16 protein-coding genes are annotated in these 16,819 nt (G+C 61.3%); 2 read left to right on the forward strand and 14 right to left on the reverse strand.

Features of this window, described 5'->3' with window-relative positions; translation table 11 throughout:
- Nucleotides 1-57: 57 nt before the first annotated feature.
- From hutH (ACWKWE_RS18685) to hutU, 7 genes are all read right to left on the reverse strand, one after another.
- Nucleotides 58-1,608 (reverse strand): histidine ammonia-lyase, encoded by a 1,551-nt coding sequence (gene hutH / locus ACWKWE_RS18685; protein WP_483851355.1) that lies wholly within the window; start codon nt 1,606-1,608, stop codon nt 58-60.
- Complete coding sequence (hutH, locus tag ACWKWE_RS18690; protein WP_483851356.1) at nt 1,605-3,242, reverse strand: histidine ammonia-lyase; 1,638 nt, start codon at nt 3,240-3,242, stop codon at nt 1,605-1,607. Before hutH (ACWKWE_RS18690) ends, hutH (ACWKWE_RS18685) begins: the two co-directional genes overlap by 4 nt.
- Nucleotides 3,243-3,256: 14 nt before the next feature.
- On the reverse strand, nt 3,257-4,084 hold the full coding sequence (locus ACWKWE_RS18695) for a quaternary amine ABC transporter ATP-binding protein (RefSeq protein ID WP_218576409.1): 828 nt from the start codon (nt 4,082-4,084) through the stop codon (nt 3,257-3,259).
- On the reverse strand, nt 4,084-4,935 hold the full coding sequence (locus ACWKWE_RS18700; RefSeq protein ID WP_483851357.1) for an ABC transporter permease: 852 nt from the start codon (nt 4,933-4,935) through the stop codon (nt 4,084-4,086). Before ACWKWE_RS18700 ends, ACWKWE_RS18695 begins: the two co-directional genes overlap by 1 nt.
- 169 nt (nt 4,936-5,104) lie before the next feature.
- Nucleotides 5,105-6,070, reverse strand: coding sequence for an ABC transporter substrate-binding protein (locus ACWKWE_RS18705; RefSeq protein ID WP_166598123.1), 966 nt, complete (start codon nt 6,068-6,070; stop codon nt 5,105-5,107).
- Between the two features lie 130 nt (nt 6,071-6,200).
- Nucleotides 6,201-7,670, reverse strand: coding sequence for a purine-cytosine permease family protein (locus ACWKWE_RS18710; protein WP_166598124.1), 1,470 nt, complete (start codon nt 7,668-7,670; stop codon nt 6,201-6,203).
- A 161-nt stretch (nt 7,671-7,831) separates the two neighbouring features.
- A complete protein-coding gene (gene hutU / locus ACWKWE_RS18715; RefSeq protein WP_483851358.1) occupies nt 7,832-9,526 on the reverse strand; it encodes a urocanate hydratase in 1,695 nt (564 codons plus the stop codon).
- Between the two features lie 427 nt (nt 9,527-9,953).
- Here hutU and ACWKWE_RS18720 point away from each other — a divergent pair, with 427 nt between their 5' ends.
- A complete protein-coding gene (locus tag ACWKWE_RS18720) occupies nt 9,954-10,538 on the forward strand; it encodes a sigma-70 family RNA polymerase sigma factor (protein WP_166598126.1) in 585 nt (194 codons plus the stop codon).
- Nucleotides 10,535-11,176, forward strand: coding sequence for a DUF1109 domain-containing protein (locus ACWKWE_RS18725; RefSeq protein WP_483851359.1), 642 nt, complete (start codon nt 10,535-10,537; stop codon nt 11,174-11,176). Before ACWKWE_RS18720 ends, ACWKWE_RS18725 begins: the two co-directional genes overlap by 4 nt.
- A gap of 57 nt (nt 11,177-11,233) precedes the next feature.
- Here the strand turns inward: ACWKWE_RS18725 and ACWKWE_RS18730 are convergent, their stop codons facing one another.
- The 7 genes from ACWKWE_RS18730 to hutC all read right to left on the reverse strand — a co-directional run bounded on the left by ACWKWE_RS18730 (nt 11,234) and on the right by hutC (nt 16,751).
- Complete coding sequence (locus tag ACWKWE_RS18730) at nt 11,234-11,974, reverse strand: anti-sigma factor (RefSeq protein ID WP_483851360.1); 741 nt, start codon at nt 11,972-11,974, stop codon at nt 11,234-11,236.
- 196 nt (nt 11,975-12,170) lie between these two features.
- Nucleotides 12,171-12,896 (reverse strand): anti-sigma factor, encoded by a 726-nt coding sequence (locus ACWKWE_RS18735; protein WP_483851361.1) that lies wholly within the window; start codon nt 12,894-12,896, stop codon nt 12,171-12,173.
- Nucleotides 12,893-13,447 carry a sigma-70 family RNA polymerase sigma factor gene (locus tag ACWKWE_RS18740; RefSeq protein ID WP_166598130.1) on the reverse strand — a complete coding sequence of 185 codons (555 nt, stop codon included), beginning with the start codon at nt 13,445-13,447 and terminating at the stop codon, nt 12,893-12,895. The genes ACWKWE_RS18735 and ACWKWE_RS18740 overlap by 4 nt, the downstream gene beginning before the upstream one ends.
- Before the next feature lie 99 nt (nt 13,448-13,546).
- Complete coding sequence (locus tag ACWKWE_RS18745; protein ID WP_166598131.1) at nt 13,547-14,077, reverse strand: DUF3455 domain-containing protein; 531 nt, start codon at nt 14,075-14,077, stop codon at nt 13,547-13,549.
- Between the two features lie 110 nt (nt 14,078-14,187).
- On the reverse strand, nt 14,188-15,366 hold the full coding sequence (gene nhaA / locus ACWKWE_RS18750; protein WP_483851362.1) for a Na+/H+ antiporter NhaA: 1,179 nt from the start codon (nt 15,364-15,366) through the stop codon (nt 14,188-14,190).
- Between the two features lie 84 nt (nt 15,367-15,450).
- Nucleotides 15,451-16,044 (reverse strand): HutD/Ves family protein, encoded by a 594-nt coding sequence (locus tag ACWKWE_RS18755; protein WP_483851363.1) that lies wholly within the window; start codon nt 16,042-16,044, stop codon nt 15,451-15,453.
- Nucleotides 16,041-16,751, reverse strand: coding sequence for a histidine utilization transcriptional repressor HutC (gene hutC / locus ACWKWE_RS18760; RefSeq protein ID WP_178115765.1), 711 nt, complete (start codon nt 16,749-16,751; stop codon nt 16,041-16,043). Before hutC ends, ACWKWE_RS18755 begins: the two co-directional genes overlap by 4 nt.
- Nucleotides 16,752-16,819: the final 68 nt, after the last annotated feature.

Here is a 16,819-nt window from a genome sequence, read left to right on the forward strand (position 1 = left end):
ACGCCAAAAGCGCTCCCACCTTCATTTCAATGACAGGCCGTCCCTGGCCTGTCCCGATCAGAAGCTCGGCAGCAGGTCAGCGGAAACCAGTTCGCTCAGGCAATTGGATGCCAGCAGCGCGGTGGCGGCCTCGATGTCAGGGGCGAAGAAGCGGTCTTTTTCGTAGAACGGGACTTTGCCGCGCAGGGTGGTGCGGGCGATTTCCAGTTTTTCCGAGGTCTTCAGACCATTGCGCAGGTCCAGACCCTGACACGCAGCCAGCCATTCTACAGCCAGCACGCCACGGGTGTTTTCCGCCATTTCCCACAGACGCTTGCCAGCGGCGGGTGCCATCGACACGTGGTCTTCCTGGTTGGCCGAGGTCGGCAGGCTGTCAACGCTGTGCGGGTGGGACAGCGCCTTGTTCTCGCTGGCCAATGCCGCTGCGGTCACCTGGGCGATCATGAAACCGGAGTTCACGCCGCCATTGGCCACCAGAAACGGCGGCAGTTGCGACATATGCTTGTCCATCATCAGCGAGATGCGGCGTTCGCTCAGCGAGCCGATTTCAGCGATGGCCAGCGCGATGTTGTCGGCGGCCATGGCCACCGGCTCGGCGTGGAAGTTGCCGCCCGAGATGATGTCGTCTTCGGCGGCGAACACCAGCGGGTTGTCGGACACGGCGTTGGATTCGACCGCCAGCACTTCAGCGGCCTGACGCAACTGGGTCAGGCACGCGCCCATGACCTGTGGCTGGCAGCGCAGGGAATACGGGTCCTGAACCTTGTCGCAGTCACGGTGGGAGTCGGAGACCTGGCTGCTGTCGCCCAGCAGGTCGCGATAGGCCGCGGCGGAATCGATCTGACCACGTTGACCACGGGCGGCGTGAATCCGCGCATCGAACGGCGAACGCGAGCCGAGCACTGCTTCAACGGTCAGCGCACCGCAGCTCAAGGCGCCGGCAAACAGGTCTTCGCCTTCGAACAGGCCACGCAGGGCGTACGCGGTCGACACCTGTGTGCCGTTCAGCAGGGCCAGGCCTTCTTTTGCGGCGAGGGTCAGCGGCTTCAAGCCAGCGACTGCCAAGGCTTCAAAGGCGTTCAGCCACTGGCCCTTGTGGCGCGCCTTGCCTTCGCCCAGTAGCACTAGCGACATGTGCGCCAGTGGTGCGAGGTCGCCGGACGCACCGACCGAACCTTTCAGCGGAATGTGCGGATAGACCTCGGCGTTGATCAGCGCGATCAGCGCATCGATCACCTGACGACGAATGCCCGAGAAACCACGGCTCAGGCTGTTGACCTTGAGCACCATGATCAGGCGCACCAGCTCGTCACTGATCGGCTGACCGACGCCTGCGGCGTGGGACAACACCAGCGAGCGTTGCAGGTTTTCCAGGTCCGCGCTGGCGATGCGGGTCGAAGCCAGCAGGCCGAAACCGGTGTTGATGCCGTAGGCCGTGCGGTTTTCAGCGAGGATGCGCTCGACGCAGGCCACGCTGTCTTCGATCTGTTGGTCGGCGCTGGCGTCCAGCGTGAGGGTCACGGGTTGCTGATAGATCGCGCGCAGTTGCGCCAGGGTCAACTGGCCGGGGATCAGGTTCAGCGGGGTCGCCTTTTGGGTGTCGGTCACGATGCTGCTACTCCTTCGTTGATGTCGGTCGCGTGCCTTGAACTGGCTCCTGCCTGTTCCGCGCTTGTGGCGCTCGGACTGCGACTGTTGCTGTTATGGGTTGCCGCATAATCGCGGCAGACCTGAAAGACGGTTTCCAGTGATTCTTCGTTCTTGAGCAGGGTCACGCTGCTGGCGATGTCCGGGGCCAGCCAGCGGTCTTCGTCATAAGCCGGAACGCGCTCACGCAGCAGACGCCACGCGGCTTCGGTGCCCACGCCGAAGCGCGGCCCCTTGAAGAATTCGAACGCCTGAGCGGCGAGCAAGTACTCGATGGCGAGGATCTGCGTGACGTTTTCCAGCACCTTATGCAGCTTTAACGCGGCGCTGGTGCCCATGCTCAAATGGTCTTCCTGAAGCCCCGACGTCACGTAGTTGTCGATGACAGCTGGTTGCGCCAACTGACGATTTTCCGCGCAGAGGGAAGCGGCGACATATTGCACGATCATCATCCCGGAGTTGACCCCCGGCTGGCTGACCAGAAACGCAGGCAGGCCGCTGACGGTCGGGTTGATGAGGCGGTCCAGACGTCGCTCGGCAATCGAGCCCAGTTCAGCCATCGCAATGGCGAGCAGGTCCGCCGCCATGGCCACGGACTGACCGTGCGGGTTGGCTTGCGAGACGACGCGATAGGCGTCAGGCGTACCCAGCAGCAACGGGTTGTCGGTGGCCGAATTCAGCTCGGTTTCGATCTGCTGGGTGGCGTGGGCGAGTTGGTCGCGGGTGGCCCCGTGGACCTGCGGAATCGAACGGATGCTCAAGGCGTCCTGTGTACGAATACCCTTGCTGTTGGCCAAGACTTCGCTGCCCGCCAACAGGCCACGAAGGTTCTTGCCCACTTGCTGCATACCCGGATGGGGCTTGAGCGCAATGATCGTTTCATCGAATGCGTCGAGCTGACCGCGCAGGCCTTCGAAGGTCATGGCGCTGATCACGTCGGCCCATTGCATCAGGCGATTCACGTCGGCGATGGCCAGGCAGCTCAGGCCGGTCATGCACGGCGTGCCATTGACCAGACACAACCCGTCCTTGGCGCCCAGTTCGACCGGCGACAGACCTTCCTCGCTCAGCGCTTGCAACGCCGACACGACTTGCCCGCGATAGCTGACCTGGCCGACACCCAACAGCGCGACGCCGATGTGTGCCATGTGGGTCAGGTAGCCGACCGAACCCTGGGACGGCACCTGCGGCGTGATGCGGCGGTTGAGCAACGCCATCAGCGCTTCGACCACCTGACGATGGATGCCGGACTTGCCCTGTGTGTAGTTGATGATCGCGGCGCAGATGATCGCGCGGGTCTGCTCGTCGGGCAGCGCCGGGCCGACACCGCAGGCGTGGCTGAGCAGCGTATTGCGCGACAGGCGGCTCAGTTGCTCGCCTTGCAGCGACACGTTGCACAGCGCCCCCAAGCCGGTGTTCACGCCGTAGGCGCGTTCATCGCTGGCGACGATGCGCTGCACGATGGCCTGAGCGTTGTCGATCCGTGCCCAGGCGCTATCGGACAACGCTAGCGTGGCGCCATGACGCGCCACGGCGGTGATGTCCTGCCAGGTGACCCGTGCATCGCCGATGATGATCTGTTCTGCTCGCGACATGACTACAGCCGTCCTTAAATGGTCGCCACCCGCCGCTGGACGAAACGGTCAACGTAGTCGTCTGCAGGGGAGTAGAGGATTTCTTTGGGGGTGCCGACCTGAATCAACCGGCCATCTTTGAGAATGGCGATGCGGTTGCCGATGCGCACGGCTTCATCCAGGTCGTGGGTGATGAACACGATGGTCTTCTTCAGGGTCGCTTGCAGTTCCAGCAACTGGTCCTGCATTTCGGCGCGGATCAACGGGTCGAGGGCGCTGAACGCTTCGTCCATCAGGATGATGTCGGTGTCGGCGGCCAAGGCGCGGGCCAGGCCCACACGCTGACGCATGCCGCCCGAGAGCTGATGCGGGTACTTCTTCTCGTAGCCCTTCAAGCCGACGGTGGTGATCCAGTGCTGCGCACGCTCGGCACATTGCGCCTTGCTCTCGCCGCGAATCGCCAGACCGTAGGCCACGTTGTCGGCCACGGTCTTGTGGGGCAGCAGGCCGAAGCTCTGGAACACCATGCTGATCTTGTGGCGACGGAAGTTGCGCAGCGCTTCCATGTCGTAGGTCAGGATGTTCTCGCCATCCACCAGAATCTCGCCGCTGGTGGGGTCGATCAGGCGATTGAAGTGGCGCACCAGCGTGGATTTTCCGGAACCCGACAGGCCCATGATCACGAAGATCTCGCCGCTGCCGATCGACAGCGACAGGTCGTTCACGCCGACCACACAGCCAGTCTGAGCGAGGACCTGATCCTTGCTCTGGTTCTGCTGGACCATCGCCAACGCTTCGTTGGCGCGGTTGCCGAAGATTTTGTAGACGTTTTTGACGACGATTTTGTTCTGTTCAGCGTTCATCACTTGCTCGCCTCATGCCGTGGGCGGCCATAGGCCTGCGTGATACGGTCGATCACGACCGCCAGGATGACGATGGCCAGGCCCGCTTCGAGGCCGCGTCCGACGTTGAGCGTCTGAATGCCCACCAGCACGTCTTCGCCCAAGCCACGGGCGCCGATCATCGAGGCGATCACCACCATCGACAGGGCCATCATGGTGGTCTGGTTGATCCCGGCCATGATGCTCGGCAGGGCCAACGGCAGTTGCACGCCGAACAGCTGCTGCCAGCGGTTGGCGCCGAACGCGTTGATCGCTTCCATGACTTCGCCGTCGACCTGACGAATGCCAAGGTCGGTGAGACGAATGAGTGGTGGCGCGGCGTAGATGACGGTCGCGAAGATCGCCGGCACCTTGCCCAGACCGAACAGCATCAGCACCGGGATCAGGTACACGAAGCTCGGCATGGTCTGCATGATGTCGAGCAACGGCATCAGCACCGAACGCAGGCGATTGCTGCGTGCGGAGAGAATCCCCAGCGGCACGCCGATCAGCACCGAGATGAACGTGGCGACCAGCATCAGCGCGAGGGTCTGCATCAACTTGTCCCACAGGCCGACCGCGCCAACCAGGAACAGCAGACCGACCACCACCGCCGTGGTGGTGAATTTGCGCGTGGCGTGCCAGGCGATGAGGCCGACGATGGCCAGCAACAGCCACCACGGCGCCACGCGCAGCAGGCCTTCGAGTTTGACGATGGCCCACAGGAGCGTGTCGGAGATGTGCCGGAACACGTCGCCGTAGTTGGTGACCAGTTTGTCGACCCAGTCATTGACCCAGTCGGCGATGGAGAACGTGAAGCTTTCGGGGAACATAATCTTGTCTCGATCTATTTGATGGCGCTTAGCCCCTGTAGGAGTGAGCTTGCTCGCGATAGCGTCGTGTCAGCCAAGGATGATGTTGGATGTTTAAACGCTATCGCGAGCAAGCTCACTCCTACAGGTTCGGTTATGCCGCGATTCGTGCGGCATCCGGATCTAAGTCTTACAACGAAGCCTCTACCTTCTTGGCAGCGTCTTCGCTGACCCACTGGTGCCAGACCTCAGGATGTTCCTTGAGGAAGATCTTCGCCAGCTTTGGCGACTCGATGCGATCCTTGGTCATGCGGGCCAGGTTCTGGTTCAGCAAGTCGATCGGGATGTTCACCTTTTCCAGCACCGACACCAGCTCGGGCGCCTGCTCGTGGAAGGTCTTGGACAGGCCGACTTTGATGTCGATGGTTTTGTTCACGCCCGCTTTTTCTTCCAGACGCACCATGTCCACTTGGCCCATCAACGGCGTCGGCGACCAGTAGTACGCCAGGATTGGCTCGCCACGCTTGTAGCTCGACAGAATCGCCGCATCCAGCGCCGGGCCAGTGCCAGGGCGGAAGTTGGTGTATTTGCCTTCCAGACCGTAGCTTTTCAGCATTTCGCTGTTTTCCAGCTCACAGGTCCAACCAGCCGGGCAGTTGTAGAAACGACCCTTGTCCGGCTCTTCGGCGTCCTTGAAGACTGCTGCGTATTTGCCCAGATCGGCAATCGTTTTCAGGTCCGGGGCCTTGGCTTCCAGCTTGCGCTTGGCGTCGCCTTCAATCACGTAGCGCGGCACGTACCAGCCTTCCACGGCACCTTTGACCGGCGCGCCGACACCCACCACTTTCCCGGCGGCTTCAGCCTTGTTCCACACTTCGCTGCGGCCTACCCACTCCTCGGCAAAAATTTGAATGTCGTTGGTACTCAGGGCGTTTTCCATGGTGATGGAGTTGCCGGGCAGGCTGTCGGTTTCGCAGCCGTAACCCTTGTTCAACACCACTTGCAGGACGTCGGTCAGCAGCATGGCGCTTTCCCAGTTCAGACCGGCGAATTTCACCGGTTTGCCAGACTCACACCATCCCGCTGCCTGGCTGGCACCACTGGCGAACAAGCCTGCAGTCAGCAGTGTGGATAGCAGGGCCTTTTTGGATTTCATTATGTGTAGCTCCTGGTCTTGAATGGGTTTTCGACAATCACCAAAGCGGTCGGCACTCAGCCTGATCAAAGGCCGGATGTGGGTTCCGCACCGCTCTGGCACAGACTTAACAGACGGGCATGACGAACTTTCAGTTCACCGCAGCCTGCGTCGGTGCTGCATTTTTGGGTGTTTGAGGCGTGACGTCTTCGGTCGGCAGAATCAGGCGGTCGGCGATCTTTCCGGGCCATTTCCGCGCGGCGACGTAATACAGCACCGCAGGCACCACCAGACCGATGATCCACGAGATGTCGGTGTCATCAAGGCTGGCCACCAGCGGCCCGGTGTAGAAATGGGTCGAGATGAACGGCATCTGAATCAGCACGCCGATCACGTAGATGCTAATGCCGACCCAGTTCCAGCGACCATAACGACCGTCCGGGTTGGACAGGGCAGGGATGTCGTAGCGCTCCTTAGTGATGCAGTAGAAGTCCACCAGGTTGATCGCGCTCCACGGCGTGAAAAATGCCAGGAGGAACAGGATGAACGCTGAGAAATCCTTGAGGAACGAGTCCTTGCCCAACAGCGCCAGCGCGGTGGCGATGCCGACCATCGCGAAGATGTACGTCAGGCGCAGCGCGCTGGAGATGTGGCGATTGCCGCGAAAGCCGCTGACGATGGTCGCGATCGACATGAAGCTGCCGTAGGCGTTGAGCGTGGTGATCGTCACCTTGCCGAACGCGATGCTGAAGTACAGCGCGGCGGCCACGGCACCGGTGCCGCCCAGGCCGACGATGTACGAGACTTCGTGATGAGCGAAGTTCTTGCCGGCCAGTGCCGCCGCGAACACGCCAAACACCATCGAAGCCTGTGCGCCAATCACCGAACCCAGGCCGACGGCCCAGAATGTCTTGCTCGCCGACGTGCTGCGCGGCAGGTAGCGCGAGTAGTCCGCGACGTACGGGCCGAACGCGATCTGCCACGAGGCCGACAGGGAAATCGCCAGCAAGAAGCTGCTCAGCGAGAAGTGTTTGTTGCCCAGCAGCGCGCCGACATCGTTACCGGCCAGCAGTGCGCCGAACAGGTAAACGAAGGCGATCACGCCGATGATGCTGGCGATCCGGCCGATCATGTGAATGACCCGGTAGCCGAAAATGGTCAGGACGACGATGGCAGCGGCGAACAGCACAATGCCTTGCCAGTCGGGCACCTGAATCAGTTGAGCGACGGCTTGCCCGGCCAGCAACGAGCCGCTGGCGGAGAAACCGATGTACATCAGGCACACCAGCACCAACGGGATTACGGCCCCGTAGACGCCGAACTGCACCCGACTGGAAATCATTTGCGGCAGACCCAGTTTCGGACCCTGCGCCGCGTGCAGCGCCATCACGCCACCGCCCAGCAGTTGACCGATGAACAAACCGATCAGCGACCAGAACACGTCGCCGCCCAACACCACGGCCAAGGCCCCGGTGACGATGGCGGTGATTTGCAGATTCGCACCCAGCCAGAGGGTGAATTGACTGAACAGACGACCATGTCTTTCCGCGTCAGGGATGTAGTCGATCGAACGCCTTTCGATCACCGAAGCTTGTGCAACACGATCCTCTGGAACAGCCATCTCAAAACTTCCCCTAAAGCGAGTGTTGATGCACGTATTGCCGAACGCCGACCTTCTGTAGGAATGAGCTTGCTCGCGAAGGCGTCAGGTCTGACTCCATGACGGCGTCTGATAGGCCGCTATCGCGAGCAAGCTCGCTCCTACAAGGGGTTCCGCCTGACTTACTTGATCATCGGCAGATTCAAACCCTGCTCTTTGGCGCAGTCGATGGCGATCTGGTAACCGGCATCGGCGTGGCGCATGACACCGGTGGCCGGATCGTTGTGCAGAACACGGGCGATACGCTCGGCCGCTTCGTCGGTGCCGTCACAAACGATCACCATCCCCGAGTGCTGCGAGAAGCCCATGCCGACGCCGCCGCCGTGGTGCAGCGACACCCAGGTCGCACCGCTTGCGGTGTTGAGCAGAGCGTTGAGCAATGGCCAGTCGGACACCGCGTCCGAGCCGTCCTGCATCGATTCGGTCTCGCGGTTCGGGCTCGACACGGAGCCGGAGTCCAGGTGGTCACGACCGATCACGACCGGCGCGGACAGCTCGCCACTGCGCACCATTTCGTTGAACGCCAGGCCCAGCTTGGCGCGCTGGCCCAGACCGACCCAGCAGATACGTGCCGGCAGACCCTGGAAGCTGATGCGCTCGCGGGCCATGTCCAGCCAGTTGTGCAGGTGGTCGTCGTCCGGGATCAGTTCCTTGACCTTGGCGTCGGTCTTGTAGATGTCTTCCGGGTTGCCCGACAGCGCGGCCCAGCGGAACGGGCCGATGCCACGGCAGAACAGCGGACGGATGTACGCCGGGACGAAACCCGGGAAGTCGAACGCGTTGCTCACGCCTTCTTCCTTGGCCATCTGGCGGATGTTGTTGCCGTAGTCGAAGGTCGGGATGCCTTGTTTCTGGAACGCCAGCATCGCTTCGACGTGTTCGGCCATCGACTGCTTGGCGGCCTTGACCACGGCAGCGGGTTCAGTGACAGCGCGGTCGCGGTACTGCTCCCAGGTCCAGCCTTTTGGCAGGTAGCCGTTGAGCGGGTCGTGGGCGCTGGTCTGGTCGGTGACCATGTCAGGGCGCACGCCGCGACGAACCAGTTCCGGGAGGATTTCAGCGGCGTTGCCCAGCAGCGCGATGGAGATTGCCTTGCCTTCGGCGGTGTACTTGGCGATGCGCGCCAGCGCGTCGTCGAGGTCAGTGGCTTGCTCGTCGACGTAGCGGCTTTTCAGGCGGAAATCGATGCGGCTCTGCTGGCATTCGATGTTCAGCGAGCAGGCGCCCGCCAACGTTGCGGCCAGAGGCTGTGCGCCACCCATGCCCCCCAGACCTGCGGTCAGGACCCAACGGCCTTTCAGGTTGCCGTCGAAGTGTTGGCGGCCGGCTTCGACGAAGGTCTCGTAAGTGCCCTGAACGATGCCCTGGCTACCGATGTAGATCCAGCTGCCAGCGGTCATCTGGCCGTACATGGCCAAGCCTTTTGCGTCCAGTTCGTTGAAGTGTTCCCAGTTCGCCCAGTGCGGCACCAGGTTGGAGTTGGCGATCAGCACGCGCGGGGCATTGCTGTGGGTCTTGAACACGCCGACCGGCTTGCCGGATTGCACCAGCAGGGTCTCGTCGTCATTCAGATTGGTCAGGCTCTCGACGATCTTGTCGTAGCACTCCCAGTTACGCGCCGCACGACCGATACCGCCGTAGACCACCAGCTCGTTGGGGTTCTCGGCGACTTCCGGGTCGAGGTTGTTCATCAACATGCGCAGCGGCGCTTCGGTCAGCCAGCTCTTGGCGGTCAGTTGGGTGCCGCGTGCAGCGCGGATTTCCACGTCGCGGCGTTTGGTCCATTGCTGCGCTGGGGTTTTGTTGTCAGTAGTCACGTCACAATCCTCGATGGTCAATCCGGCCCAGGCACTGGGCTGACGGTGCCTGTGTCGAACAGGCGGAATATGGGTCTGGCAGATCTGGCGCCGCTGACAGTGAATCGAAGCGGTGCACTCACAATACTCTTGCATACTCATATTTACTTGTACATACAAGCATATGCAACCTAAAGGCCAACTTGCTTCGTCCACGTTTCGAAACCCCCCCAGCCCGCGCAGTTCGTGACGTTTCTATGTTTCGTGGTATTGCAACTATGGGCCTCAAGGCGTTACGGGATTCCCGTGATTGTTACTTTTAGGTGCGACCGCTCCCTGACGGTGCATTAGGTAACAGAAAATTGAATTGTTTGTGGCAGCGGTTGGGCTTCTACTGCGCCTGCGATTTACAAAGAAAATTTCAACGCGGATGTAACCAGGGCGACCGATGGACCGAATTACAGATCACGCTGCGCACACCACTGCCTTGCGGACCCGGGAAACGCAGCTTCAATCGTTGTTTCTGGCCGGTCAGGACGGTAACGAGCGGGCTTACAGGACCTTTCTGACTGACTTGAGCACTCACTTGCGAGGCTTTTTGCGCGCGCGGCTTCAGCGTCAGCCCGGTGAGATCGAAGATTTGCTGCAAGAAGTGCTACTGGCCGTGCACAACGCCAGGCATACGTATCGGGTCGATCAGCCGTTGACCGCCTGGGTGTTTGCCATTGCTCGCTATAAACTCACGGATTTTTACCGTGCGAGGTCCAGGGGCGATGTGTTCAACGACTCGCTGGACGACACCGCCGAGCTGTTCGCCGAACCCGAGCTTGAGCCTGCACAGGCCAGTCGCGATTTGAGCAAGCTGTTGGGCGATCTGCCTGACCGTCAGCGCTTGCCGATCATGCATGTGAAGCTTGAGGGGTTGTCGGTGACAGAAACCGCGAAGATGACCGGGCTTTCCGAGTCGGCGGTCAAGATTGGCGTGCATCGCGGCCTCAAGGCGCTGGCGGCACGCATACGAGGTACACGATGAAAACCGATGATCTGATTTCCATGCTCGCGGGCGGCGTCGCCCCGGTTGATCGCGGGCAGCTTGCCAAGCGTTTCAGTCTAGCTGTGGTGCTCGCCGCGCTGGGTTCGTTATTGATGGTGTTGGTGAAGTTTGGCGCCCGGCATGACCTGATGGAGGCTGCCCAGACGCCGCTGTTCTGGGGCAAAATCGCGTTCCCGGCGTGCCTGGGCGCGGGTTCGTTGTGGATGGTCCTTCGTCTGGCTCGACCTGGTCTGAGCGCGGGTTCGGGGCGCTGGCTGGTGGGGGCGGGCGTATTGCTGGTCTGGCTGGCGGGGGTGATTGCCTTGATGCAGGCGCCTGCCGACGCGCGTGTCGCGATGATCTTTGGCAAAACCTGGAAAGTCTGCGCGATCAACATCGTGCTGTTGTCGATTCCGGGCTTCATCGCGATCTTCTGGGCGCTGCGTGGCATGGCGCCGACCCGTCTGCGTCTGGCGGGGGCCAGCGGCGGATTGCTCGCCGGTTCGCTGGCGACCATCGCCTACTGCCTGCATTGCCCTGAAATGGAAATTCCGTTCTGGGGCGTCTGGTATCTCATGGGGTTGGTGGCATCCACCGTAATCGGTGCGCTGGTCGGGCCTCGGGTATTGCGCTGGTAGGCACGGCGGAGCACCGAGCGACGGCTGACAGGATTGCATTCAGTCAGCCGTTGTCGCTCAACCCGCCTTCACCGCTTTACCGATGAACTGAATCGGCCCGCTTGGCTTGTTGATCGGCGAGCCACCGGCCTTTTCCAGCGACAGCTCGAACACCTGATTGGGTTGCAGTGGCGGCAAGCGATCCGTTGGCACGTTCAGCGTCTGGCCCGGCCCGACGAGTCCGAGGGAAATCGGACCTTCCCAATCATCCGCCTGGGTCCAGAACTGCAACACCTTGCCCAGTGGCACCTCGACCTTGTCCACCGGCACCAGTTCGATACCGCGCAGGTTGCTCGCCTGAATCACCCAACTGGCGGTGTGATTTTCGGGGGAAGAGAGCACGGCCAGAAAGGCTGGCGCTGGCGGGGTCGGAATCTGGCCCAGCAACTGGGTGGTCAGAATCACCGAGGCGGCCAATCCCATGCCCGCCAGCCCGCGCCACAATCCGGCGTTGTCCCACCACTGGCTACGACGTTTCAGTCGTTGAGCTTTGCCACCCGGCTGCGTAAACGGCAGCGTACCCATCGTGCGGTCGATGCGCCCCCAAAGTCTAGGCGGTGGTGTCTTCTGCGGTTCGGCCATTTCGGTCAGGGTCAGCAGCCGAGACCGCCAGGCATCAATGGCCTTGCGCAAGGCCGGGTCATGGGCCAGACGCTCTTGTACCTCAACCCGTTGCTCAGCCGTCAGTGTGCCGAGCACGTACTCGCCGGCCAGGGTCTGAACGTCGAGATCCGGAATCTTGTCTTGTTTTTCACTCATCCAAAAACACTCCCGCCACACGGCCACGCCGTGCTCGATACAGGCGTTTACCGTGCCCGACGGCGCACCAGATGCGTGTGCGATGTAGTGCTGAGAATAACCGCCGACGCATTCCTGAAACACATCGTTACGACGCACGGAAGGCGAATTTTCAGGGTCGTTTCGTCAGCGCCCATCCACTCATTTCCCCAGCGGCTCAAATCACCTTCACGGCGCGACCGATGAATTGAATGGGGCCTGTTGGTTTGTTGATCGGCGAGCCCGTGGATTTCTCAAGGGTCAGCTCGAATAACTGGTTGGGCTGCAGCGGCGGCAGGCTGTCCAGCGGCACGCTCAGCACTTGGCCTGGCTTGACCAGCCCAAGCGACACCGGGCCCTGCCAATCGTCGGCCTTGGTCCAGAATTGCAGCGCCTTGTCTTCGGGTATCGAGGTTTCGCCCAACGGGATCAGCTGAATATCACGGCTGTCGCTGGCCTGAATCACCCAGCCCGGCGCCTTGTCCTGCGGCGCGACGAGCACCACCAGATAAGAAGGCACCGGTTTGGGTGCATGCTGCGTCACCAGCAACGCCGCCATTACCACCGAAGCGGCGACTCCAAAACCGGCGACGCTGCGCCACAGGTTAAGGCTGTCCCACCAACGCGGCGCTCGATCCACTCGTGGCTGTGAGAAAACCGACAACGAATCGAGGCTGTGCTCGATTCTGTTCCAGAGAGAGGTGGGCGGCGTCTGCGGCTCTGCCAGATCAGTGAGCGAGAGCAATCGAGCTTCCCACTCGTCGACCGCCCTGCGTAGCGCAACATCGTGTTCAAGACGCTGCTGAACGTCAGCCCGTTGCCTAGCGGAGAGCGTGCCCAGTACGTATTCACCGGCCAGGGACTGGACATCGTCGTCAGAAGGGGTGCCTGGTTGTTCGATCATCCTATGCACTCCCGCAGCGAAGCCAGGCTGCGCTTGATCCAGGCTTTCACCGTGCCCAAGGGGGCGCCCAGTTTTTGCGCGATCTGTTGATGAGAGTAGCCATCGACGTAGGCATGAAAAATACAGTTGCGACGCACCGGCTCCAGTTGTTCGAGGCAGGTGTGGATTCGGCCCGGGTTGACCCGCCAATCGAAGGCGTCATGGGTCTCTTGCCAGCCTTCGACCGTTGTTTGCACGTGGCTGTCATCGTCCGTTGACACTTCCCGCGCGCTGTTGCGCACGCTGTTAAGCGCCAAATGCCGAGCCACCGTGAACATCCATCCACGGGCGCTGCCACGGGAGGGGTCGAAACTCGCCGCGCTGCTCCATATCTTGATAAAGGCGTCGTGCACGATGTCCTCGGCACGCGCGCGGTCGATCACAATGCGTTGCACCACACCGAGCAGACGCGGGCTTTCCTGCTCATAAAGACGTTGCAGCGCCCGCCGTTCACCGCGGGCGCAGGCAAGCAACGCTGCTTCATAGTCAAACGGTGTCTGAGGTGCGGACAAATTGATCGGCCATCCATGGGAGTGTGTGCGATCACGGTTGAGGTCGCTTGCGCAGGAGCATAGCCCGTTTACTGCGCAAGACCTCTGAAACCGTCGTGATCAGTTGCTGGCCCAGAAAATGTAATCAGCCTGATACTTGACCACTTCTTTCGCGCCTTTGTTGGCGGCCGAACACGTTGTGGAGGGCGCTACGCCGCCTTTGAGCGCTACGCGTTGAATGTAGGTGACGCCGTGCATGGCGCCTTTACCTTCGGCGGGATTGGCCTTGACCAGTTGATACGGCAGGTTGCCCTCGCCCGATGGCGCAACCGCCAACTGGGTGCCGGTGATTTTCGAACCGTCTTTCGCTTCCCACGTTGCCGGTGGGCCGAAGTAGGTCCCGACCTGTTGGCCCTTGCGATCATTGAGCACCGCCTTGGGGCCGACGAACGTCCATGCCATTTCGCTGGCGTTGTCTGCTTTGGTTTTGCACTCGTAGGTGATTTCGCCGACGCCAGTGGTTTCCATGCTGACTTTGTGACCGGCCGGGACCTTGATGCTGTCCGGCAAATCCGCCTGAGCGAAGGCTGAAGACGCACACGTGAAGGCCAGGGCGCTTGCGGCCAGGCAAAGGTAGTGTTTAGCGTTCATCGCAGTTTCTCCTGAGGGTATTTCAGTGGGCAGCGAAGGGCTGCTGACTGTACTACCCGCCAGAAACGAATCTGGATGCAGCGGTTTGAAAAAAATGTTCAGGAAGCGGCTCAGCGTTGCGCCAACTTGCTGCGCAACAGGGCGATGCCCGCCAGCGCGGACAAAATCGATCCCATCAGCACCCCGATTTTTACCTCGTCAATCAGATGCGGCGCGCCGGGGAATGCCAGGTTGCCGATGAACAGGCTCATCGTGAAACCAATCCCGCACAGCAACGCGACACCGTAGAGCTGCATCCAGTTACTGCCCTCGGGCAATGTTGCCAATCCCGACCGAATCGCCAACGTGGCCGCGAGAAACACGCCAATCTGCTTGCCAGCGAACAAGCCCAACGCAACCCCCAGCGGCACCGGGTCCACAAGGTTGCCCAGGCTGACGCCCGACAGTGACACGCCTGCGTTGGCGAACCCGAACACCGGCACCACGGCAAACGCGACCCAGTAGTGCATCTTTTCCTCCAGCAACAACAGCGGCGAACGGGCTTCTTCCTGCCGTGTGCCGAGCGGAATGCACAGCGCCAGCGCAACACCGGCCAGCGTCGCGTGCACGCCGGATTGCAGGACGAAAAACCACAGCAGCAGGCCCAGCAACAGATACGGCAACAGTCGCTGTACGCCCATGCGGTTCATGATCACCAGCACTGCCAGCGTGGCGAACGCAGCGCCGAGCATCGGCAGGTTGAGGCCGGTGCTGTAGAACAGCGCGATGATCGTGACCGCACCCAAATCATCAAGAATCGCCAGGGCGGCGAGGAAGACTTTCAGCGATGTCGGCACGCGCTTGCCCAGCAATGACAAGACGCCCAGCGCGAAGGCAATGTCGGTGGCCGCCGGAATCGCCCAGCCGCCGAGGGTTTCGGCGTTGCCGAGATTGATGCCGACGTAAATCAGCGCGGGTATCAGCATCCCGCCCGCCGCCGCAAAACCGGGCAGGGCGCGCTGGCCCCAACTGGCGAGGCCACCGGCGAGCACTTCACGTTTGATCTCCAACCCGACCATCAAAAAGAAGATCGCCATCAGGCCGTCGTTGATCCACAACTCCACCGAAAGGCCGCCCCAGACGCTGTGAAGCGCGGCGAAGTAGAACGCGGCCATGGGCGAGTTGGCGACGATGATCGCGGCAAGCGCTGCCCCCATCAACACGATTCCGCCTGCGGATTCCGACGCAAGGAAACTGGCGAGAACGGCGAGGGCGCGTGGGGTTTCTTTTTGGGGGCTGGGCGATGTCATGCGCGTCCTTGTGTCAGTTTTTTTAGGTCTGCCCCGGTAGCGCTCACGGCCTTCGGCCAGATGCGTGGGGCTGCCATCGGGTTTTCAGATCGCAGTCAGCTCAATTACGCAAACCCGACTCGCCGTTGGCGCATACAGGACCACTTCCACCAGCGCCCCTTCCTTGTTATCCAGTTGCAAACAATCGTGTTTTTCCAGCAACTGCGGCGGATGCTCGCCCACGTTGGCCGCCATCTGCTCGGCCGCGCTGAACACTACGAACACATTCGCCGAGCTGAAGAAGCGCTGAGGCTGCAGCACATCGATCCATTGCAGGCGTGCGCGATAACGGGTTGGCGCGTAGATCAGGTTGAAGTCGCGAATCGGCCCGTTCAACAGCGTGCACGACACCTGACTGTCACCGCTGAACGCGAATGGATCGGACGGCAGCAATGGCTCGCTGTTTTTGCCATCGATGTTCAGCGTCATGCCCGCGCCTTGCAGCACCGTGATGATGCGCAGGTAGCCGGCGAACACCGAAAAACCACCCGACTCGCCAATATCCGCAATCGACAGGCGCCAGCCGAAGCCGTCCAGCCCTTCGCCTGCATCGCGGGTGATTTCTTCGGTGCTGCCACCGCCGTTTTTCCAGGGCATGCGCGGGTAGTCGGCGGCACGCAGAACAGTCAGCTGAGTCATTTGGTGAAACGTCCTTCCAGGCGGTGGCGTGAGCCGGGGTGGATCAGGCGGGCGGCGGTCACCGGTTGACGGCCCGACCACGTGCGGCGGCGAACCAGCAGGCAGGGTTCGCCTTTTTCAATTTGCAGCAGCTTGCATTCATCCGGGTCCGCCAGAATGGCCTCGACCACGTGCTCACCTTCGGTCAGCGGAGCCACCTGATTGAGGTAGGCGTAAGGCGTCTGCTTGGTGAAGTCTTGTTGCAGGTACTCGGGTGCAACGGCCGCGTTGACGAAACGGTCCTCGATTTGCACGGGAATGTCATTTTCGAAATGCACGATCAACGAGTGGAACACCCGCTGGCCTTCGCGCATGTCCAGCGCCAATGCGCGCTCGGAACCAGCGGCCTCTTCGCAGAGGATGATGACTTGACAGGTGTGGGTGTGGCCGCGAGAGGCGATTTCGTCGGCAATGTTGTGCACTTCGAACAACGCGGACTGAGTCTTGGGTTCAGCGACGAAGGTGCCCACGCCCTGCATGCGCACCAGCATGCCTTCGGCGGTCATTTCGCGAAGGGCGCGGTTGATGGTCATGCGGCTGAAGCCCAGTTGGGTCACCAGTTCGCTTTCGGACGGCACGCGATGATGCGGCGGCCAGGTTCCGTTCTGGATCTGCTGGGTGATCATTTGCTTCACCCGGGCGTAGAGCGGCGCCGGACTGTCACCCATCTGGGCGGCCAGCGGAGAATTGGCAGGCGGAGTCGGCACAGAAAAATCCTTGTTATAAGCAAAAACAG

This window comes from Pseudomonas salicis, assembly GCF_057128705.1.